Annotated in this window: 19 protein-coding genes; 13 read left to right on the top strand and 6 right to left on the bottom strand. The window is 69.8% G+C overall.

The features are described 5' to 3' along the window. Positions 1 to 298: 298 nt before the first annotated feature. Positions 299 to 973 (bottom strand): histidine phosphatase family protein, encoded by a 675-nt coding sequence (locus tag CIK71_RS03280; protein WP_096163731.1) that lies wholly within the window; start codon positions 971 to 973, stop codon positions 299 to 301. Between the two features lie 291 nt (positions 974 to 1264). Between CIK71_RS03280 and CIK71_RS03270 the strand changes: the two genes are divergently transcribed. The 3 genes from CIK71_RS03270 (at position 1265) to CIK71_RS03260 (ending at position 4078) form a co-directional block, all read left to right on the top strand. Continuing rightward, positions 1265 to 2263 (top strand): dihydroxyacetone kinase subunit DhaK, encoded by a 999-nt coding sequence (locus tag CIK71_RS03270; protein WP_096163730.1) that lies wholly within the window; start codon positions 1265 to 1267, stop codon positions 2261 to 2263. Between the two features lie 10 nt (positions 2264 to 2273). Then, positions 2274 to 3002: a DAK2 domain-containing protein gene (locus CIK71_RS03265; RefSeq protein WP_096163729.1), complete on the top strand. Its 729-nt coding sequence runs from the start codon at positions 2274 to 2276 to the stop codon at positions 3000 to 3002. 203 nt (positions 3003 to 3205) lie between these two features. Further along, entirely contained in the window at positions 3206 to 4078 is an 873-nt protein-coding gene (locus CIK71_RS03260) for a sulfite exporter TauE/SafE family protein (protein ID WP_096163728.1), read from the top strand. A 111-nt stretch (positions 4079 to 4189) separates the two neighbouring features. On the opposite strand, the gene CIK71_RS03255 is transcribed toward CIK71_RS03260, so the two are convergent. Continuing rightward, a complete protein-coding gene (locus CIK71_RS03255; protein ID WP_096163727.1) occupies positions 4190 to 5296 on the bottom strand; it encodes a helix-turn-helix transcriptional regulator in 1107 nt (368 codons plus the stop codon). 113 nt (positions 5297 to 5409) lie between these two features. Between CIK71_RS03255 and CIK71_RS03250 the strand changes: the two genes are divergently transcribed. Then, the gene (locus CIK71_RS03250; protein WP_096163726.1) at positions 5410 to 5985 is read left to right on the top strand and encodes a mycothiol transferase; all 576 of its coding nucleotides are present in this window, start codon (positions 5410 to 5412) and stop codon (positions 5983 to 5985) included. A gap of 63 nt (positions 5986 to 6048) precedes the next feature. Further along, positions 6049 to 6663: a DinB family protein gene (locus CIK71_RS03245; protein ID WP_096163725.1), complete on the top strand. Its 615-nt coding sequence runs from the start codon at positions 6049 to 6051 to the stop codon at positions 6661 to 6663. Between the two features lie 198 nt (positions 6664 to 6861). On the opposite strand, the gene CIK71_RS03240 is transcribed toward CIK71_RS03245, so the two are convergent. The 3 genes from CIK71_RS03240 to CIK71_RS03230 all read right to left on the bottom strand — a co-directional run bounded on the left by CIK71_RS03240 (position 6862) and on the right by CIK71_RS03230 (position 10595). Continuing rightward, on the bottom strand, positions 6862 to 8160 hold the full coding sequence (locus CIK71_RS03240; RefSeq protein ID WP_241964161.1) for an MFS transporter: 1299 nt from the start codon (positions 8158 to 8160) through the stop codon (positions 6862 to 6864). Between the two features lie 198 nt (positions 8161 to 8358). Beyond that, positions 8359 to 9372, bottom strand: coding sequence for a Gfo/Idh/MocA family protein (locus CIK71_RS03235; protein ID WP_096163724.1), 1014 nt, complete (start codon positions 9370 to 9372; stop codon positions 8359 to 8361). Between the two features lie 260 nt (positions 9373 to 9632). After that, positions 9633 to 10595 carry a Gfo/Idh/MocA family protein gene (locus tag CIK71_RS03230; RefSeq protein WP_096163723.1) on the bottom strand — a complete coding sequence of 321 codons (963 nt, stop codon included), beginning with the start codon at positions 10593 to 10595 and terminating at the stop codon, positions 9633 to 9635. A gap of 404 nt (positions 10596 to 10999) precedes the next feature. On the opposite strand from CIK71_RS03230, the gene CIK71_RS03225 reads away from it, so the two are divergent. Then, positions 11000 to 11770, top strand: a complete 771-nt coding sequence (locus CIK71_RS03225; protein WP_096163722.1) for a hypothetical protein — start codon at positions 11000 to 11002, stop codon at positions 11768 to 11770. Here the strand turns inward: CIK71_RS03225 and CIK71_RS03220 are convergent. Then, on the bottom strand, positions 11726 to 12523 hold the full coding sequence (locus CIK71_RS03220; RefSeq protein WP_096163721.1) for an IclR family transcriptional regulator: 798 nt from the start codon (positions 12521 to 12523) through the stop codon (positions 11726 to 11728). The genes CIK71_RS03225 and CIK71_RS03220 overlap by 45 nt on opposite strands. 396 nt (positions 12524 to 12919) lie before the next feature. Between CIK71_RS03220 and CIK71_RS03215 the strand changes: the two genes are divergently transcribed. The 7 genes from CIK71_RS03215 (at position 12920) to CIK71_RS03185 (ending at position 21263) form a co-directional block, all read left to right on the top strand. Beyond that, positions 12920 to 13954, top strand: a complete 1035-nt coding sequence (locus CIK71_RS03215; RefSeq protein ID WP_096163720.1) for a TRAP transporter substrate-binding protein — start codon at positions 12920 to 12922, stop codon at positions 13952 to 13954. Between the two features lie 19 nt (positions 13955 to 13973). Beyond that, positions 13974 to 14477, top strand: a complete 504-nt coding sequence (locus tag CIK71_RS03210; protein ID WP_096163719.1) for a TRAP transporter small permease — start codon at positions 13974 to 13976, stop codon at positions 14475 to 14477. Between the two features lie 8 nt (positions 14478 to 14485). Continuing rightward, positions 14486 to 15787 (top strand): TRAP transporter large permease, encoded by a 1302-nt coding sequence (locus tag CIK71_RS03205; protein WP_096163718.1) that lies wholly within the window; start codon positions 14486 to 14488, stop codon positions 15785 to 15787. A 14-nt stretch (positions 15788 to 15801) separates the two neighbouring features. Further along, positions 15802 to 16638, top strand: a complete 837-nt coding sequence (gene kduI, locus CIK71_RS03200) for a 5-dehydro-4-deoxy-D-glucuronate isomerase (protein ID WP_176485512.1) — start codon at positions 15802 to 15804, stop codon at positions 16636 to 16638. A 105-nt stretch (positions 16639 to 16743) separates the two neighbouring features. Next, the gene (locus CIK71_RS03195) at positions 16744 to 17727 is read left to right on the top strand and encodes a C-terminal binding protein (protein ID WP_096163717.1); all 984 of its coding nucleotides are present in this window, start codon (positions 16744 to 16746) and stop codon (positions 17725 to 17727) included. A 315-nt stretch (positions 17728 to 18042) separates the two neighbouring features. Then, a complete protein-coding gene (manD, locus tag CIK71_RS03190) occupies positions 18043 to 19290 on the top strand; it encodes a D-mannonate dehydratase ManD (protein ID WP_096163716.1) in 1248 nt (415 codons plus the stop codon). A gap of 143 nt (positions 19291 to 19433) precedes the next feature. After that, entirely contained in the window at positions 19434 to 21263 is a 1830-nt protein-coding gene (locus tag CIK71_RS03185) for an aryl-sulfate sulfotransferase (RefSeq protein WP_096163715.1), read from the top strand. Positions 21264 to 21283 lie beyond the last annotated feature (20 nt).

The raw sequence follows: 21283 nt of genomic DNA, 5'->3' as shown, positions 1-21283 counted from the left end.
GATGTCCTGAGACATCAACTGTCACCGATGTCCTGATACAGAACTGTTACCGAAGTCCTGAGACATCACACGGCACAGCATCGGTCCCTGGCGCGCAAAACTGGAGGTGTGCTCCGCGCGGGCACGGCGCGACCGGCGCGACTGGGCCGGCTGGCTTGACCCGCGTGACCGGGCCGGCCCGGTGGCCCGGGGCGACCGGACCGACCTGGGTGGCCGGCGCGGGCACGGGGCGACCGGCGACCGGCGCGGCCGAGGCGCCCGGCGCGGGCACTGCGCGGGTGCGTGCCGGAGGGCGGGGTCAGACGGCGGCGTCGGCGCTCTCGTCGGCCGTGACGTCGTGCCGGGTGTCTCCCAGCAGGTGGCGGCCGCCGAGCGGATCACCGATCCACTCCTCGAGAGTCCAGCCCTGGTCGGGGTGCCCGACCAGCGTGACCATGCCGGTGTTGAACAGCGGGCTGCCCTCGCGCGTGGACGGTGCGAGCCCGCCGACGATGGTCGCGAACACGCGGATCGCCGCGCCGTGGCTGACCACCGCGACCGTCGCATCCTCGGCGTGGTGGGCGGCGATGCGGCGCAGGGCACCGGTGTAGCGCTCCCAGAAGGTGTGGCCGTCCTCGCCGCCGGGCAGGGCGTGGTCGAAGTCGTGACTGCCCCAGATCGCTTGGGTCTGCTGATAGGCCTCGACGGATTCCGCGTCCCGGTGCATCTCGACGTCACCCGCGACGATCTCCTCGAGACCCTCGGTGACCTGCGCGTCCAAGCCCAGGGCAGTCGCCAGCGGCGCGGCCGTCTCCTGGGTGCGCACGAGCTTCGAGACGTACAGGCCCTCGATCGTCTCGTGCGCGATCGCGTCGGGCAGGGCGCGCGCTTGCTCGCGCCCGAGGTCGGTGAGCCCGGCACCGGGGACGGCGGTGTCGAGGGCGCCGAGGACGTTGTTCGGGGTCTGGCCATGGCGGATCAGGAGAAGACGCATAGGCCGGACCTTAGGCCACGAACGTGAGGCCATGGTGGGACGCAGGGCCGAGACCGACGGCATCGAGGACGTCCGCGACCTGGGGGCGCCGACGGACCGGGACCTGGGGGCGCCGACGGCCCGGGAGGCCGGTGGCCGCGTCCCCGCCCGACGGGACCGGGCTCCGGTCGCGGGCAGCGCGCGTCGGGCGCGCGCGAGAACAGAGGGTGGGCCGGAGCAGGGCGGGGAATGGGTTCGTGCGGCCTCCCGGCGTAGCCTGGTCAGGACCACGTGCCCACCCGAGGAGCGCCCATGCGTCGCAGCATCATCAATGACCCCGACGAGCTGATCCCGCAGGCCCTTGAAGGACTCGCGCTCAGCCATCCCACCCTGCTCGAGCTGCATGCCGAGCACTGCTTCCTCACCCGCAAGGAGCCTGCCCGCAACAAGGTGGGCCTGGTCAGCGGGGGAGGCTCCGGTCATGAGCCCCTGCACGCCGGCTTCGTCGGCACCGGGATGCTCGACGTCGCCGTGGCGGGCGCGGTGTTCGCGAGCCCCACCGCCTTACAGGTCCTCGAAGCGACCAGGGCCGCCGATTCCGGCCGCGGCGTGGTCCAGATCGTCAAGAACTACACCGGCGATGTGCTGAACTTCCGCATCGCCGGCGAGATCAGCGGCGACGACGCGATCGAGACCGAGATCGTGCTGGTCGACGACGACCTCGCCACCGAGACCGAGGACGGCGGCGGCCCCGGTCGGCGCGGCACCGCCGCCACCGTGATCGTCGAGAAGGTGTGCGGGGCCGCTGCTGAGGAGGGCGCGACCCTCGCCGAAGTCGCGGAGATCGGGCGCCGCGCGGCGGCGTCGGCCCGCACCATGAGCCTCGCGCTCTCCGCCGGCACCCATCCCGGCGACGAGGAACCGCAGTTCACCCTCGGAGACGACGAGGTGGAGCTCGGTGTGGGCATCCACGGCGAGCGGGCCGCGCAGCGCGTCCCCTTCACCGACGCCGACGGCCTCACCGACCTGCTGCTGGACCCCCTGCTCGCCGAGCTCGAGCTGGGCCACGGCGACATGGTGCTCGCGATCGTCAACGGCCTGGGCTCCACCTACCCGCTCGAGCTCAACGTCGTCGCCCGCGCCCTGCACCACCGGCTCGGCGAGGCGGGCATCGAGATCAGCCGCTCGCTCGTCGGCCCCTACGTGACCAGCCTGGACATGCACGGCGTCTCGATCACCCTGATGCCGCTGGACGACGAGATGCGCCGACTGTGGGACGCGCCCGTCCGCACCCCGGCCCTGACCTGGTAAGGAACACGCCATGAACGATCAGACCCCCAGCAGGACCCTCCCCGCCGGCTTCGGCCGCGCCTTCGTGCTCACCTTGCGCGAAGCCTTCGAGGGTGCGGCGGACGACCTCGGCGACCTCGATCGTCGCGCCGGCGACGGCGACTTCGGCACCAACGTGCGCACCGCGATGAAGCACCTCGACGCGACCCTCGAGACCGATCTGCCCAGCAGCTACCGCGAGTATCTGACCGCGCTGTACATGGCGTGGCTCGGCGTGGGCGGCACCAGCGGACCGCTGTTCGGCATGTTCTTCCGCGACCTGGCGAAGGCGGGAGAAGCGCGCGGCGCCGGGCCGGGGGAGGAGCCCGGGTCGGAGGCGGGCGCCGACGTCCCCACCATCGCCCAGTTCGCGGACGCGCTCGCCGCCGGCCAGGCCACCATCCAGAAGTACGGCGAGGCGGAGGTGGGCGACAAGACGATGATCGACTCCCTCGACCCGGCCGTCGCCGCCCTGCGCGCGGCCCTCGAGGCTGATGCGGAGACCACCTCCGTCGAGGCCCTGTTCGCGGCGGAGGATGCTGCGGTCCAGGCGGCCACTGCGACGGCGCAGACCACCGCGCGCCGCGGCCGCGCGAGCTACGTCGGCGACGCCTCCCAGGGCGTCATCGACCCCGGCGCCGTCGCCATGGCCCTCGTGATCAGCTCCGCCCGGGCCGGCGCCGACGGATCCGGCGTCGCCCACTTCGGCTGGATCGCCTGACCGACCCGCACGTCCGCCCACCCCGTCACTGCTCCCAGCCCTCGTGATGTGCCCGTGCCGCTGCGTCGATCGAGCGCGACCATGGCGTGCACGTCGCGGCTCGTATCCGACGCCTCGGCCGCAGGCGGTGGACGGACGGGCCGAACAGCGCGCTGCTGGACCGGGACGATCCGTCGTGAGCAGCGCTGGTAGTTTCGATTCTCGTGTCCGACCTCGCCGCCTTGATCCCCACCCTCGGCACAGCCACCTGGGTGCTCGTGATGATCGGCGCCCTCGTCGTCGGCCTGTCCAAGACCGCCATGCCCGGCGGCGGCACCATCGCCGTGGGCGTCTTCGCGCTCGCCCTGCCCGCGAAGGAATCCACCGCCGCACTGCTCCTCCTGCTCATGGTCGGCGACGCGACCGCGCTGTGGGTCTACCGGCGCGAGCCGGACGTCCGCACGCTGGTGCGGCTCATCCCCAGCGTGCTCCTCGGCATCGTGCTCGGCACGGTCTTCTTCGCGACCGTGGGCGGGGACACCGTGCGCACCACCATCGGCGTGATCCTGCTGGTCCTGATCGCCGTGACCGTGTGGCGACGGCGCGCGGCCCGCGTGACGAAGGCGGGACCGGTGCCTTCGGCGACTCCGGCCGGTGACCCGTCGGGCCCCTCGCCTGACCTGTCGGCCCCTTCGCCCGCCACGGCGACCCCCGCCCCCGCTCCCGCGCCGTCGGGCCCCGGCGTGGCGATCAGCCGCGCCGGGTACGGGGTGCTGGGCGGCTTCACCACCATGGTCGCCAACGCCGGCGGACCCGTGATGTCGATGTATTTCTACGCGATGCGGATGCCGGTGCTGACCTTCCTCGGCACCTCCGCCTGGTTCTTCGCCATCGTCAACGTCATCAAGCTGCCGTTCTCCGCTGGCCTCGGTCTCATCACCCGCGACACCCTCGTGATGGACCTGATGCTGGTGCCGCTCGTGCTGATCGGCGCGTACTGCGGGGCGAAGATCGCCCGGCGCATCCCGCAAGGCGTTTTCGAGAAGCTGATCCTGGTGCTCACCGTCGTCTCGGCGCTGGCCCTGCTCGTCCTCTGAGCCGAGTCGAGGCGAGCCGAGGAGAGCGGAGAACGGGGCTCTGAGCCGAGCGGAGAACGGGATCCCGATCCGAGCGGCGGACGCGACATCTCTCGGGCGGCATGCCGCGACTCACCGTGCCTCGGGTGCCTCGGGTGCCTCGGGTGCCTCGGGTGCCTCGGGTGCCTCGGGTGCCTCGGGTGCACCGGGTGCGCCGGGCGGCTCGGCGGTGGCGGACGCGGTCGCGCCGGGTGCTGGAGACTTGCCTGCTGCATCGGGGGCGAGCGTGGCGCGGCCCGCCCACGTGCTGAGGTCCTGGAGCACGGTGAGCAGCTCGGGCGGCTCGATCACCTCGATCGGCGCGCCCAGACCGATCAGGTGCATGGCCACCCAGCGCAGATCCCCGTTGCCGGATCCGGCGCGCACGATGCAGGCGTCGTCGTCGGCCCCGTCGGCCGTGACGGTGGCAGCGCGCACCGGCACCAGCTTCTCGACCTCGTGCAGCGGGCGGCGGATCCTCACGGTGACCGCCCGCGTATAGGCGCCGACGGTGATCGACTCGCGCACCGTGCGCTCGATGTCGGGGGTGGCGCGCGGCGTGATCGCGAACGTGCTCGGATGCACCGCCTGCATACGGTCCAGGCGGAAGGTGCGCCAGTCCTCGCGGCCGAGGTCCCAGGCGAAGAGGTACCAGCGTCCGTCGACCGCGAGCACGCGGCGGGGCTCGAGCCGGCGCTCCCCGCGCTCTCCGTCCCCCTTCTCGTAGTCGATGCGCACGCGCAGACCATCCCGCACCGCTGTGGCCAGGGCGATCAGCACCTCGGCGCGAGCGGCGGGGACGGGCCGCGCCACCACGCCCAGCGCATCGGTGACGGCCGAGACCTCCGAGCGGACCGTCGGCGGGAGCAGGCGATCCAGTGCCGCGAGGGCACGCAGCGCTTCGGCGTCGAGCCCTTCCAGGCCCGACGCGGCGGTGAGCCGCAGGCCCACGGCCACGGCGACCGCCTCCTGCGCGGACAGCAGCAGCGGCGGCAGCTCCCTGCCCGCACCGAGCTGGTACCCGCCGCCGTGTCCGGCTGAGGTCAGCACCGGATAGCCCATCTCGCGCAGCCGGTCCACGTCGCGGCGCACCGTCCGGGTGGTCACCGCCATCTCCGCGGCGAGCTCCGGCCCGCTCCAGACCGTGCGCGACTGCAGCAGCGCCAGGAGTCGCAGGGCCCTCTTCGTCACGTCGCTCATGAGAGGAGTCTGCCTCTCTTCGCGGACAGAAGCTGTCCTCTCAGGGGTCGACAGTAGTTCTCGACCGGACAGCCCGGACGTGCGGACCTCCGCATCGACGAAAGAGAGACCCCATGCCGTTCCTCACCGCAGAGACCACCGACGAGCGCGACAGCCTCGCGACGTTCGCGCAGCAGCAGCTCGACCAGATCGCCACCACCCTCGTCGGGCTCGACCGCGGGCAGCTCGCGTCGCAGCCGAGCGCGTCGGGGATGAGCCTCGGCGCCCTTGCCCGGCACAGCCTCTTCGTGGCCGAACGGGCCGCACAGGAGTTCGCGGCGGCCCCGGAGGCCGCCCCCGTCCCCGAGCGGACCGCCGAGCAGTACCAGTCCGGGGGGACGATCGCTCCGGACGCGCTGCGCGAGGACGACACCGCGGAATCGCTCGCGGAGCAGCTGCATCGGGTCGCCGAGGAGCTCGCCGCAGCCATCCGCGGCGTCGACCCCGAGACCCGCGGCCCGGTGCCCGGGCAGCCCTGGTTCGAAGGGCGGGAGACCTGGAGCATGCGCTGGTACGCGCTGCACCAGATCGAGGAGCAGGCTCGCCACGCCGGCCATGCGGACATCCTCCGCGAGAGCATCGACGGCAAGGGGGCCTACGAGCTCAACGCCCTCGCCGCGGGGGAGACGTGGCCGCCCGCCGGCTGGTGAGCCCGGCGGATGAGCGCAGCGCGGCCGACGACGGATGACCCCACGACCGATGAGGAGAACCCCATGAACGACGACGACGCACCGACCGCTCCGACCGAAGGCCGGGACGGGGACCTGCCCACCGTCCTCGTCGACCAGATCGAGCTCCATGTCCGGGAGCATCTGCGGCCACGGCTCGAGGGCCTGACCGACGAGGAGTACTTCTTCGACCCGTCGGCCGACGGGAATGCCTGGACGATCCACCCACGCACTCCCGCCGGGCAGACGCCGCCCACCTCGCTCCAGGGCGGTGACGGGGACATGGTCATCGACTTCGAGTTCCCCGAACCCGAGCCGAGCCCGCTCACCACCATCGCCTGGCGGCTCGGGCACGTCATCGTCGGTGTCCTGGCCATGCGCACCAGCTCGCATTTCGGTGGGCCGCCCGCGGACTACATGAGCTGGACCTATGCCGCCACCGCCCAGGAGGCGCTGGCCCAGTTCGATACGGAGTACGACCGCTGGATCACCGGGGTGCGGTCCTGGAGCGCGGAGGACCTGCAGGTCGCGGTCGGGGAGGCCGAAGGGCCATGGGCCGAGTACTCCCGGGCCACGCTCGTCGCTCACGTCAACCGCGAGCTCATCCACCATCTCGCCGAGATCGCCCTGCTGCGGGATCTCTGGGCGCACCGGGCCTGAGCGATCGGGCGACTCGCCGGACAGGGCCGTGCCACGAGGCCGAGCCCGGGAGGCGCGGAGAGGACGGCCCCCGGAGCTCGAACCCGGGGGCCTCGGAAGTGGCCGCGCGAGGAGTTCGAATCCGGGTCTCGGACGTGGCAGCGTCAGGAGCGCCTGGCAGGGAGTCCTGGAGTGAGCGCGGCGTGGGCAGGGGCCGGTTCAGACTGCTGCGGCAGAGGGGTCCGGCCCCGGCCCGCGCCGACTCCGTGACCAGCGGGCCACCAGCAGGTGCAACGGCAGGGTGAGCGCGAGGATCCCGGCGGCGAGCAGAGGAAGGTGCCCGGGAGCCAGGCCCGTGCTCAGGGCGAGCCCGCCCACTCCGCCGCCGAGAGCGCTGCCCAGCGAGATCGCGCTCGCGTTCAGCGCCATCACCACGGCGACCGACGCCGGGGCCATCGCGGCCAGGCGCGCCTGCTGCGGGACCGCATGCCCGCCGTTGCCGACGCCTGCGAGCACGAACCAGACCAGGCTGAGCACCGCGAACGCGGCGGGGGCGGCCAGCGAGAAGGCGAGCGCTCCGAACAGGGCGTCGACCAGCAGGCCGCAGAGGATCACGGTGAGCACCCGCACCGGCGAGAAGCGGTCCACGAGCCTCCCGGTGATGGCATTGCCGACCATGCTCGCCACCCCGTAGGCGCACATGATCACGATCATCATCCACCGGGCAGGGTGCGTCGGCTCCAGGATCAGCACCGCATAGGTGAAGCAGGTGTAGCTCGCGCACAGCACCCCGGTGGAGACCAGCAGACCGGCGACCAGGCGGGGCTGGGCGAGCGGTCGCAGCCGGTCCGCGAGGGAGGAGGATGGATAGCGCAGCGGCGGCAGGCGCAGCCCGATCCCGATCAGGGCGATCGTGCCCACGACGGAGACGAGCACCAGCGGCAGGCGCCAGCTGGTCTGCCCGAGGATCAGGCCGACGGGAACCCCGAGCGCAGTCGCCGTCATCCAGCCGCCGAGCACGAAGGACAGCGCCCGACCACGATGTCGCTCGGCCACCAGGTGCACCACGTACCCGGTCACGGCCGCCCCCAGCAGGCATCCGCCGAGCGCTGCGATCACGCGCCCGCCGAGCGCGACCCCATAGGTGGGCGCGACGGCGTTGAGCAGGTTGCCGGCGACGAAGGTGGTCAGCGCCCCCATGATCACGCGGCGCTGCTCCCATCCGCTGGTCGTCGCGCCGAGGATGGGTCCCGCCACTGCCGCGGTGAGCGCGAAGACGGAGACCAGCTGCCCGGCCAGGGCCGCGGTCACGTCGAGGTCGGCGGCGATGTCCGGCAGCAGGCCGGCCAGCACGTACCCGTCGATGCCCGTGGTGAAGGTCGCGACCGCCAGCCAGATCAGCGTGCTGTACGGGACACCGCTCGGGCCCGCCGGACCGGTGCCCGACGTGGACGTGCTCGCGCCGGCAGCATCTCGTCCCTCCACGGAAGGATCGCCGGGGCCGTCGGAGCGGGTCACGAGGCGGGGCCTCTCTGTCGATGGGTGTCAGTGGGTGTCAGGCAGCGGAGGAGATGGCGTGCCGAGCAGCGGAGAAGATGGGGCGCAGGTGCGCGCGACGGAGGCCAGTTATGCGGCCCCAGGACCNNGGTCCTGGGGCCGCATAACTGAGGCGTGGGTCGGCGACCGCGGGAGCCGACGCCGGCCCGCCCGGGCCTCTCAGAGGCTGATGACGTCGGCGACCTGGCCGGTCTTCGAGGACTCGTAGGCCGCGAGGATCACGCCGAGCACGCTGACGCCCTCGACCTGGTTGTTGATCGGGCGCTGGCCGGTGGTGAGCACGTCCACGAAGTGCGCGATCTCGGCGGCGAAGGTGTCGACCTGCTCGTGCTCGAAGACCTGCTCCTCCTCGCCGCGCAGCTGCACGCGCAGGGTGGAGCCGTCGGAGCTGAGCGAGCCCTTCTCGCCGACGGCGGAGAAGCGATCGGTGCCGGGGGCCGCCTGGTAGGCCCAGGAGGTGACCATCTGGCCCACCGCGCCGTTGTCGAAGCGCACCAGGACCTGTGCGGAGTCCTCGCCCTCCATGAACTTCAGACGGTGGGTCGAGAGCATGGCGAAGGCGCTGACGGGGGTGGCGCCGGCCAGGTGCAGCATCAGGTAGGTGGGGTGGTAGCCGGTGTCGATCAGCTCGCCGCCGCCCGAGGTCGCGGCCTGCCCGCGCCAGCCCATCGAGTCCGGGTCGAAGTCGTTGAAGAAGGAGTCGGTGGTGCGCACCTCGTAGACCTGGCCGAGTGCACCGGAGTCGATGACCTCCTTGGCCTTCGCCACGGCGGGCATGAACAGCTGGTTGTGCGCGCACATCAGCGTGACGCCGGTCTTCTCGATGACCTGGCTGACCGTGGTGGCCTCTTCGGGGGTCAGGCACAGCGGCTTCTCGCACAGGATGTGCTTGCCGGCCTCGGCTGCCGCGATGATCGCGGGGGTGTGCAGGTGGTGGGGGAGGCAGATGTCGACCGCGTCGACATTGGGGTCCTTCACCATCTCGGTGAAGTCGCTGTACCCGGTCGCGCCGGTCTCCTCGACGCGGCGGGCGAGGGTCTCCTCGCTGGCGTCGGCGATCGCGGTGATGGTGACGCGGTCGGGGATCTGTGCGTAGCCCTTGAGGTGGGCGTTGGCGATGCCGCCGCCGCCGATGATGCCGATGCGGACGGGGGACTGGACGTTGGTGGTCATGGGGTTCTCCTCCGGAGGGTGATGGGTCATGCGGTGTGCTGTGTGCTGAGTGCTGTGGACTCCGTCCCGACGGTGACTGGCACGTGGGAACGGCGGGGTGACGGCCGGTGCGACGGGACCCGAGAGATCTGATCAATCGGCGTGATCGGCGTGACCGGTCTGACCGACGGGATCGGCCGGACCAGCCCGATCCGCGCGATCGGTCTGACCACGCTCGCCAGCCGCCCTCGCGTGTCGGCCGTCGTCGGGCGTGGGCCGTCTCAGGCGGACGCGGCGGCGTTCGCGGCGACGACCAGCTCGGTCAGTGCCCGAGCGCGGTCGAGGTTCTCGGTGGTCTCCTCGCCGGTGCGGATCGAGTCGACCCACTGGGCGAAGGGGTTCGGGATGTCGGCGGGGACATCGACGGGGGTGGGGCCCTCGCCGGTGTCCACCACCATGCCGCCGTCGGCCCCGAGCCCGTACGTGAGGGTGCCGGTGGTGCCCTGCACCTCGATGGAGAAGGGGCTGAACGGGGTCACGAAGCCGGTCTCGACCACGCCGATCGCGCCGTCGGGGCTGGCCACGGTGACCACCGCGTTGTCCTCCACGCCACGACCGGTCATGTCGGTGTAGGTGGCGGAGGCGACGGTGACGTCGGTGCCCAGGATCAGCTGGGTCAGGTAGGCGGGGTGCGCGGCGAGGTCGCTGAAGGCGCCGCCGATCGCCTCGGCCGGGTCGTAGAACCGCGCGGGCAGCCAGTCCGCGGTCGAGCCGTTGTGGGCCAGGCGCACCCGGGAGTAGCTCAGGCGACCGAGCGTGCCGGCCTCGAGCACCTTCCGCAGGGCGACGGTGTAGCCGTGGGACAGGCGCGGCAGGGACACGGTGACCTGCACTCCGGCGGCCCGAGCGGCCTCCAGCAGCTCATCGCACTCGGCCAGGGTGGGAGCGAGCAGCTTCTCGGTGAACACGTGCTTGCCAGCGGCGACGACCTTGCCGATCACCTCGCGGTGCACGGTGGTGGCGGTGGTGATGGTGACGCCGTCGAGGTCCTCGCGGGCCAGGAGCTCGTCGAGATCGGCGACGAAGTCGACGCCGACGGTCTCGGCCAGCGCCCGGCCGCGCTCGGCGTCGTCGTCCCAGACGGCGACGAGCTCGGTATCAGGGTGATTCTGGGCTTCTCTTGCGTACTCCTCGGCATGGACATGCCAGGCGGAAAGGGCAGCGATGCGCAGCGGTGCGGACACGAATCCTCACGATCCAGGGTTGGGGGAGCGACGTGCCCGCAGGACTTACAGCCGCGTTGATGGTGTGACCAAGCCTACAGATGATTCGACGATGTGCACCCCCTCGGGGCGCCCTTTTTTGCCAAGACTTAACCGCTTCGTCCTGCGGGGAGTCGGAATCCCGGCATCTCGGGCCCTGTCGGGCGCCCTGACGGCGGGGCGCCCTGGGGGCGAAATGCCTGAGAGGCACGCGGATGCTCCCGAGGTCCCCGAGAGCGACGGCCCCGAGAGTGCCGACCCCCGAGAGCGACGGCCCCGAGATCGAGGACCCCGAGAGCTCCGCGACGAGTCCGCGAGGATGTCGCGCGACGACGGGTTCGTGAACATCGCTCCCGTTCGTGCCTGGGAAGGGGGACGATATGGGTATGTCCCTGGATCTGGACCCCCTCGAGCTCCTCACGGTCGCTCTGACCGCCGTGATGCTCGCCCTGCCGATCTCGTTCCCCCTCGCTGCCGCCGCGATCGCCGCGCCCCGCCGACTCTGGAACGGCGCGGGCCTCGCTCTGGGGCTCGGGATCCTGCTCGGCGTGATCGCCTCCATCGCCGGCCACTTCCTCGACATGGGCGGCACTTCGCTGGTCGCGTCCTCGGTCACCCATCTGCTGGGCATGGCGCTGGTGATCGCGGCGGCCCTCTTCGTGGTGATCCGGTCCGACGGGTCGCGGCTGACCGCCGTGGTCGGCATCCTCGCCTGCGCCCTGATCGGGCTCGGCGAGCCCAGTCAGGTCCTGCCCGCGCTGCTCGGGCTCTCGCAATCGGACCTCGTGGTGGGGGCCGGCACCGTGATCGAGGCGCTCGTGGTGGTCGTGGTGGTCGGCGCTCTGGTCGCCGCTGCCGGACGGGTGCGCGCCCTCCAGATCGGCATCGCCGCTGCGGGCGCGGTGGCGGCGGCGATGATCGCGTTCTCGGTGGTCATGCATCTGATGCACGGGACGAGCGCTCTGGAGGCGAGCGATCTTCAGGGCGTGGTCGATCTCCAGGGAGTGGGTGACGTCCGCAGCGGCGGGATCCCGCTCGTGCCGCAGCTGGTCGTGATCGTCGTGGTGCTGGTGATCGGCACCATCCTGGGTGCCGTCGTCGAGGCGGTCCTCTCAGGCCGGCGGAGCGACCTGGAAGCCGGTCGGAGCAAGGCGTGAGAGCTCCTCGCGCAGGAGACCGCCGATCTCGGTACGGCGCTGCGCGTCCATGCGCTCTATCGGCCCGGTCACGCTGACGGACACGGAGCGTCCGCCGGTGCGCACCAGGGCCACGCCCACGCAGGCGATGCCTGATTCGTTCTCCTCGATCTCCATCGACCAGCCGCGTTCGCCCGTCTGATCGACGACCTCCGCGAGGTGCTCGACGGAGATCTCCCTCCCGGCTTCCGCCGCGTCTGCACCTGTGGCGAGGGCGTACGCCTCCAGCGCCGGGCCTCGGACTCCGTCGGCTGCGAGCAGAGCCCGCCCCATGGCGGTGCGCGCGGCGGGGGCGCGCTTGCCGACGCTGGACCACACCCGCAGCGTGCGCTCGGGCTCGACCTTGTCGAGGTAGAGGACGTGGGTGCCGTCCATCTGGCCGAGGTGCACCAGCTCCTGGGTGCGCTGGGAGACGCTCGCCAGCGCCGGGGCGAACAGCGCGGGGATGTTCTCGCCGTCCCCGAAGGAATGTCCCAGCTCGAGCGCAGCGGCACCGAGCCGATAGTGCTGATCGCTGGCCGACTGGTCCGCGAAGTCGCGGTGCATCAGTGCACGCAGAAGGCGATGCACAGAGGCCTTGTTGAGGTCGCCGGCCGCGGCGATGTCCCGCAGGGTCATCCCGTCGGGCCCGGCCGACGCGAGGATCTCGAGAAGAACCAGGGCTTTGTCGACGCTGCCTACAGGGGAAGCATCGGGGGGTGGCGTGGTGGTCATGGGTCCATTCTCTCCGGGAGTGGGTGCGATGCGAGTCCGGTGCAGGAACTCGACCGGCCGAGGGCGTTGCCGGGAACGCCGGGACGCCCTATGCTTGTACCGCATCACGAAACTAGCGTTTTGCGTTGCGGAATACAAGGAGATCGGTCCGGTGGCTGCACGTCGGCGGCGTCGTCAGCGTGGATCCGAGCCGAGTCCTCGTTCCGCTCGCGTCCATCCACCTGACCGCACCAACCTTCGACGGGGCCGAAGAGCACGTCGAGCCGGCAGGCGCGATTGCCCGATCGCGTCGACGGCCGCTCGAACGCCGCTCGTCTCCCTGGGGACCGGCCCCTCTCCGCGGGGGAGAAGCATCAATCTGGACCGTCGCTGACGACGATCCGACGAGGAGACACGATGAAGTGCAAGCCCGTGCTGAGCGGCGCGCTCGCCCTGGCGCTGACGTCGCTCACCGCCTGCGCCGAGTTCACCCCTGTGGACGACAGCGCGATCCACGAGGGAGGGTCGGGCGTCGAGGCCGAGACGGTCTACCGCGTGGCGTTCAACCAGCCAGAGGGCCACCCGCAGTATGTCGCGCTCACCCACTTGGGCGAGCGGATGCGCGATGAGACCGGCGGCAAGTGTGCGCTCGAGGTGTTCCCGAACGAATCGCTCGGCCCGCAGGCCGACACGATCGAGCTCGTCCAGGCCGGAAGCGTCGACTTCTCCATGGTCGCGGGCTCGCTGATGGAGAACTTCAACCCGGACTTCGTCGTCTTCAACCTGCCCTATGTCTTCGACTCCAAGGAGCACCAGCGCGAGGTGCTCGACGATCCGGAGATCACAGAGGATCTATTCAGCTCCCTGGAGGACAAGAACATCTCAGTGGTCGCCGGTTTCCACGGCGGGATCCGCAACGTCTACAACTCCGTGCAGCCCGTCGAAACGCCCGAGGACCTCGCCGGTATGAAGATTCGAGTGATCGAATCCGACACCAATATCACCATGATGAAGCAGATGGGTGGCTCCGGTGCCCCGATGGGGCAGGGCGAGGTGTACACCGCGATCCAGTCGGGAATCCTGGAGGGTGGCGAGAACAACGAGTCGATCTACGCGAATCTCTCGCACGACGAAGTCGCTCCCTATTACTCGTATACGCAGCATTTGATGTTCCCCGACTACCTCATCTCGAATCCCACGACGCTGGAACGGATGGATCCGGAGTGTCGGGCCTTCCTCGAGTCGGACATCGCCAACACGACAGCCGAGGAGGGTGAGCTCTGGAACGAGGAGGTAGACCGCTCCCACGAGATGGCGGTGGAGGCGGGCGCTGAGTTCAACGACGTCGATATCGAAGCCTTCCGCACGGCGGTCCAGCCGCTCATCGACGACAGCCTCGGCAACGACGTCACCCGCAAGCTGTACGCCGACGTGCGTGCAGCCGCCGAGTGAGCCGGAAGGGACTCCACTCATGACAACGATCAAAGCAGGAATGGACCGAGCCCTCGAATGGGTCTGTGTCGGTCTCTTCGTCGCTCTCGTGGCGGCCGTCGCCTGGCAGGTCTTCACCCGCCAGGTCCTTAACAGCCCCAGCGGCTGGTCGGAGGAGCTCGCCAAGTACCTCTTCGTCTGGCTCGGCCTCTTCGGCGCTGCCCTGGTGTTCGGCGAACGCGGGCACATCGCCGTCGACTTCCTCGTGAGGAAACTGCCGCAGGCGCCACAGAAAGCCGTCGGCATGCTCACCCACGTCCTCGTCCTCGGCTTCACCGCACTGGTGCTCGTGTACGGCGGCGTCTCCGTCTCCCAGCTCTCCTGGGACCAGACGATCCCCGCACTGCCGGTCACTGCCGGGCATATGTACCTGGCCATTCCCATGTCCGGGATCCTGACGATCTTCTACTGCGTGCACCACCTCATCGCCATCGGCGCCGACCGGATGGAACCCGTCGAGGCCGTTCAGGCAGAAGCCCTCTAGGAGTCACTGTGGACATCACCAGCCTCATCGGGCTCATCCTTCTTCTCGGCATCTTCCTCCTGCTCGCGATAGGTATCCCGATCGCGGTCGCCGTCGGCATCGCCTCGGCTCTCGCCGCGATCGTTGCCATCGGGTTCGATAACGCCATGCTCACGTCGGCACAGCAGATGTTCCGGGGAGTTGACTCGTTCGCGCTCCTCGCCATCCCGTTCTTCGTGTTGGCGGGCGTGATCATGAACAACGGCGGCATCGCGCTGCGCCTCATCAACGCGGCCAAGGTGCTCGTCGGCTGGGCCCCCGGCTCGCTGATGCAGACCAACGTGGCGGCCAACGCTCTGTTCGGCTCGGTCTCCGGTTCCGCCGTCGCCTCCGTGGCTGCCGTCGGGTCGACGATGGCGCCGCTGCAGGCCAAAGAGGGCTATGACCGGAACTTCGCCGCCGCGACGAACATCGCGTCGGCACCATCGGGCATGATCATCCCGCCCAGCAACCTGATGATCGTGTACTCGCTCGTCTCGGCGACGTCGATCGCCGGACTCTTCGTCGGTGGATACATCCCCGGCATCCTCTGGGCATTGGCGTGCATGTTCATCGTGTACCTGTACGCGCGAAAGCGTCCTGAGCTGAAGGTGAGCCAGAAGCTGTCCTGGGGTCAGCGCGGGAAGGTCATCCTCGACGCAGTGCCCTCGCTGCTGCTGATCGTCATCGTCATCGGCGGGATCCTTGTCGGGGTCTTCACCCCGACGGAGGCGTCATGTATCGCTGTGCTGTACGCCCTGCTCCTGTCCTTCATCTACCGGGCGATCAAGCTGTCGGACCTGAAGCCGATCTTCCTCGATGCGGCGCGAACGACCTCCGTCGTGCTCTACCTGATCGCCGTCTCCAGTGTCATGAGCTGGGTCATGTCGTACGCCCGCATCCCAGCACTGGTCGCCGACGGACTCTTCGCGATCAGCGAGAACCCCTACGTGATCATTGCGCTCATCATCGCTGGCCTTCTGGTCGTCGGTGCGTTCATGGACGCGACCCCGGCCGTGCTGATCTTCGCTCCCATCCTCCTGCCCATCGTCACCTCCTTCGGCATGGACCCGCTCCACTTCGGTGTCTTCATGGTCATGGCGCTCTCGATCGGAACGATCACGCCACCTGTCGGGCCGGTCCTGTTCGTGGGCGTCCGCGTCGCGAACCGCCGGATCGAGGACGTGATCCGACACCTGATCCCGTACTTCATCGTGCTCGTGATCCTGCTGACGATCGTGGCTTACACACCCTCCCTCTCCACCTGGCTACCTGGCCTTCTGGGCCTCTGATTAGGAGCAACACCATGGACAATATCGAGCAGCGCTATGCGACTCACCCCGGGGACATCCCGCGGATGGGAACCGCCGAGATCCGCGATCGCTATCTCGTCGACGACCTCTTCGCCCCCGGCCAGGTCCGGGCCGTGTACACGCACCACGACCGCGTGGTACTGGTCGGGATCGCCCCCACCGATAGCCCGCTCCCGCTCGAGGGCTTCGCTGAGATCCGTTCGAAGGAGTTCTTCGAGCATCGTGAGGCGGGCGTGGTCAACGTCGGCGGAGACGGGAGCGTCGACGTCGACGGCGAGACCCACGCTCTTCCTCATGGTGGCTGCCTGTACATCGGCCGGGGGGTGAAGTCCGTGACCTTCTCCTCCGAGGAGGGCGCCGAGGCCCGCTTCTATGTCTTCTCGGCGCCGGCCCACACCTCGTACCCGACGACCTCCGTCGCACCAGGCGAGGGCACGGTGCGGGAGCTCGGAGACCCGCTGACCTCGAACCGCCGTACGCTCAACCAGTACATCCACGAGAACGGGATCCAGTCGTGCCAGGTGGTCATGGGCGTGACCACTCTGCACCCCGGCTCCATGTGGAACACGATGCCTGCACACACGCATGACCGGCGCACCGAGTGCTACCTGTATTTCGATCTGCCGGCGGACGCACGGATCATTCATCTTCTCGGCCGGCCCGACGAGACGCGTCACATGACGGTCGCTGATCAGGAAGCCATCATTTCGCCCAGCTGGTCCGTGCACTCGGGAGTGGGCACGTCCGCCTACTCGTTCGTGTGGGCCATGGCCGGTGAGAACCAGTCGTTCGACGACATGGACACCTTCCCCGTCTCCGACATGCGGTAGTCCTCGACAGCTGCGTGACAGCTCCTTCGTGTGCCCGGCCCGTGCCGACTGCACGCTCCGCTTGGCCGCCAGATTCCACTGACAGTTCTACGAAAGGCCCTGACAATGACCGATCACACGGTGGTCATCACCGAGTGTGACCACGACGGCTTCGATCCTGAGACCGCTGAGGCGGCCAAGAACGATCTGACCCTGCGCGTCGAGCAGTCGACGTCAGAGGACCTCGTCGCCAATATCCAGGATGCCGACGGCATCCTGGTGCAGTACGCGCAGATCACGGCCGAGGTCATGGACCAGACGCCGCGACTGCGGGCCATCGGCCGGTACGGGGTGGGAGTCGACACGGTCGACATCCACGCGGCGACGGCCCGGGGCATCGCCGTCACCAACGTCCCCGATTACGGCACGGAAGCGGTCTCCGATCACGCGATCGGTCTCGCGGTGTCGCTCGCACGGGGGATCCCTCTGCTGGACCGCAGCATCCGTGCCGGTCAGTACGATGTCTCGCTCGCCAAGCCGCTCTTCCAGATGACGGGCCGCGTCTTCGGCGTCCTCGGTCTCGGGCGGATCGGCACCGCCACGGCGCGGAAGGCCGCGGGGCTGGGCTATCGCGTGATCGGGCACGACTTCGGCGTCGAGCCCGGGACTCGACGCCACGGCGTCGAGGTGGTCAGCTTCGAGGAGCTGATCGAGCAGTCCCAGGTTCTCTCCGTCCATGTCCCGCTGACCGACCGGACCCGCGGGATGATCGGCGAGGATCAGCTCGCTGCCATGCGATCCGATGCCCTGCTCATCAACACCGCGCGGGGCGGGATCATCGACACCGACGCGCTTGTCGAGGCGCTGAGCGCGGGCAGCATCCTCGGCGCGGGGATCGACTGCCATGAGCAGGAGCCTCTTCCGGCGACGCATCCGATCGCCGCACTCGACAACGTGGTGCTCACGCCGCATGCGGCCTGGTACGCGGAGCAGTCATATGTCGAGCTGAAGAGGCGCACCCTCGAAGGTGTTGCGGACGTCCTCGCCGGGCGGAGCCCGCGGAACCTCCTGAATCCCGAAGCACTCGACCGCTCACGCGTCGCCGAGTGAGAAGAGGGGAGCGGTTCGCGCGTCGCCGCGGATCGCTCCCTCTTCGCCGTCGACTCTCCTCGTCGTGGTCAGGTGGGGTCGTGTCTGTGCGCCGGCGGTGAGCCCGGTCGGTCGGCGTCCCAACTGCTGCGTCACGGTGTACGGAGAGCCCAAGGGCTGGTCAGGGCATTGCCGGGGCTCGCGCCAGCGACCTATACTTCCTGCACAATGCGGAACAGGCATTCCGAGATATGGAATGCGGTGAGGTGACGGAGCCACAGGCGCTTCTTGAGCCCTCGACGGTCCGCGCCATCCATCACGCCGGAGGACCCCGCCATGGCCATCGAACGCATCGACGTCAACGTCACCAGCCCCGGCAGGAACTTCGTGACCGTGAAGGTCACCACGAGCGACGGCGTCGTCGGCCTCGGCGACGGCACGCTGAACGGCCGCGAGCTGGCGGTCGTCTCCTATCTGCGTGACCACGTCGCCCCGACGCTCATCGGTCGGGACGAGTCCGCGATCGAGCAGACCTGGCAGTACCTCTACCGCAGCCCGTACTGGCGCCGCGGCCCGGTCACCATGGCGGCCATCTCCGCGATCGACATGGCGCTGTGGGACATCGCGGCGAAGAAGGCCGGCGTGCCCCTGTACAAGCTGCTCGGCGGCGCCTCGCGCACCGGTCTGCTCACCTATGCGCATGCCTCCGGCACCACGATCGAGAAGCTCAACGAGGCGATCCACGGATACGTCGAGCAGGGCTTCCAGGCCGTGCGGATCCAGGCGGGCGTGCCCGGACTGGACCAGATCTACGGCGTCCACGACTCGGCCCCGGGCGGGAAGTACGAGTACGAGCCTGCCGACCGCGCCGAGACGCTCGGCGACGGCTCCGCGATGCGGCCGACGGAGGAGACCTGGGATACCCGGGCTTACCTGCGTCATCTGCCCACCGTCTTCGCCGGCGTGCGCGAGGAGTTCGGCCCCGAGCTACGTCTCCTGCACGACGGGCATCACCGGATGAGCCCCATCGAGGCCGCCCGGCTCGCGAAGTCGCTCGAGCCCTACGACCCGTTCTGGCTCGAGGACTGCACCCCCGGCGAGGACCAGGATGTGCTGCGCCTGGTGCGCCAGCATTCGGTGACGCCGCTGGCCATCGGCGAGGTCTTCAACTCGGTGTACGACTACCAGACCCTGATCACCGAGCGCCTGATCGATTACGTCCGCTCCTCGGCCACTCACGCCGGCGGCATCACCGGGCTGCGCCAGATCATGAGCTTCGCCGCCGTCTACGGGATCCGCTCCGGGTTCCACGGCCCCACCGACGTCTCCCCGGTGGGCATGGCCGCGAACCTCCACCTGGGCCTGGCGATCCACAACTTCGGGATCCAGGAGTTCATGCCGCACTCGGAGACCACCCTGTCGGTGTTCCGCACCAGCTACGTCTTCGAGGACGGTCTGCTGCACCCGGGCGAGACCCCGGGCCTCGGCGTCGATCTCGACGAAGAGGCGGCGGCCGCTCACGAGTACGTGCCTGCCTACCTGCCGGTGAACCGTCTCCGGGACGGCTCCGTGCACGACTGGTGAACCCGCGCGGTGACCACGAGCGGTGACCATGCGCGGTGAGTCCGCACGGGCTGCGAGCGCGCGGTGCTCGAAGCCCGCGTGCTCGCAGCGCTTCTCGCGCCCTTCGCGGCACCGTTGGGGGAGTTCCCTCCTAGGGTGGGCCCATGCTCACCGATCGATTCCGCGGCACCCCACGGCCCGCCTCGCCCTCGGCCGGTTCCCCGGTGCGCCGTCGGACCCTGCTGACGGGCACCGCCGGTGCCTCGCTGGCGCTGATGGCGCTGGCCGCCTGCGACGAGGAGGACGCCGAGCTCGGCCCGCAGGAGCCGGACACCGAGGCGGTCGCCGACCTCGAGGTCGTCTACCGCGAGGACCCCGCCTCCCGCGGGGACTGGACGGTGTGGATCGTCGGCTACGACCTCCCGGACGGGGAGGAGGCGCCGCCCCTGTACGAGGCGACCACTCAGCAGGCGCGCCATGAGGCGCTGCAGGCCAAGAAGGCGGAGAAGCAGTGGACCCGTGAGGATCCCCTGCTGGTGCTGGATCCCTACGGCAGCACCCGCACCGGGCTGTACGTGTTCTTCGAGGACGGATCGGCCGGCGAGCTCGACGCCCTGGTGCGGGCCGCGTCGACCGCCGACTTCGGGCGCACCATCGCCAACCACGTCACCGGAACCGGCTTCGAGGGTCTGGTCGTCGGCCTGGTCCCCGGCGCCCACAACACGCTGACCCTCACCTGGCGCCCCGAGGACAGCGCCGAGGGCGCCGGTGACGGCGGCGAGGACGCCAGTGTGAGCGGTGAGAACGGTGCGAGCGGCGAGGGCGTCGGCGAGCTGCGCATCAAGGCCCCCACCACCGAGTCCGGCTACGGCACCTCCCTCGCCGCCGAGATCGCCGACGCCGACGCCCTCACACCGGGTCTGTTCGCACTCAACGGCGTCACCGCCCTCAGCAACAACACCTACCTGTTCGACAACACCGGCACGATGCGCGGCGAAGTCCTCTCCGGGGACACCGCCGCCCATCGTTTCGCGCCCGAGGGCGGCCGCATCGTCACGACGACGGGCTCGCGGCAGATCGGCGTGCTTGACCCCTTCGGCCATGCCACGGACCTGATCGACCTGGGGGATCACAGCGTCCACCACGACCTGACCCTCGTGGGGGACGTCGCCTACGTGCTGACGTCGGATTCCACGTCGGACCGGGTCGAGGACCGGGTGGTGCGGGTGGATCTCGGCACCGGCGAGGTCGCCCAGGTGGTGGACCTCCAGGAGGTGCTGCCCGAGTACGAGAGCCGCGCCCACGCCCAGGAGGGCGAGGCAGGCGGCTCGGCCGTCCCCGGCAAGGACTGGATCCACGTCAACTCGATCGACATCGTCGACGGGGTCATGATCCTCTCGGCCCGCGAGACCTCGACGATCATCGCCCTCGACGACGCGCTCGACCCCGGCTCCGAGCCCTCCGTGCGGTGGATGATCGGCGTCCAGGAGCTGTGGGAGGGCACCGGCTACGAGGATCGCTTCCTCGCCCCGGAGGGCACCGTGATCGGCAACGCAGGTCAGCACACGGTGCGCCGGCTCGACGACGACGCCCTGCCCGAGGGGCAGTTCTATCTGGAGATGTTCAACAACAACTACTGGGACCTCGGCACCCGCGACGAGGCGGACTGGCAGGACGCAGGGCCCGAGAACGCCACCACGGACGAGCACGACGGCGTCAGCCACGCCCTGCGCTACCTGGTCGACGAGGCCTCCGGCAGCTTCCGCGAGGACTCCGTCGTCGAGCTGCCGTATTCCTCGGTGGTCTCCAGCGTGTTCCGCCTCGGCGACGGCGGGATCGACCAGCCGATGATCACCAACTCCGGGCGCGCGAACGAGTTCTCCGAGCGCACGGCCGACGGGTCGATCCTGGCCTCCTATCGCTACGACTCCGCCAGCCACGGCTACCGGGTCTACAAGGACCCCTTCGACGGATTCTGGTTCAGCGGACAGTGACCCGGGCGCCGCTCCCGCTG

The organism is Brachybacterium alimentarium (assembly GCF_002332425.1).
In the GTDB taxonomy this organism is placed as follows: domain Bacteria; phylum Actinomycetota; class Actinomycetes; order Actinomycetales; family Dermabacteraceae; genus Brachybacterium; species Brachybacterium alimentarium.
The sequence above is the reverse complement of the archived record's forward strand: the minus strand, read 5'-3'. Positions and strand labels throughout refer to the sequence as shown.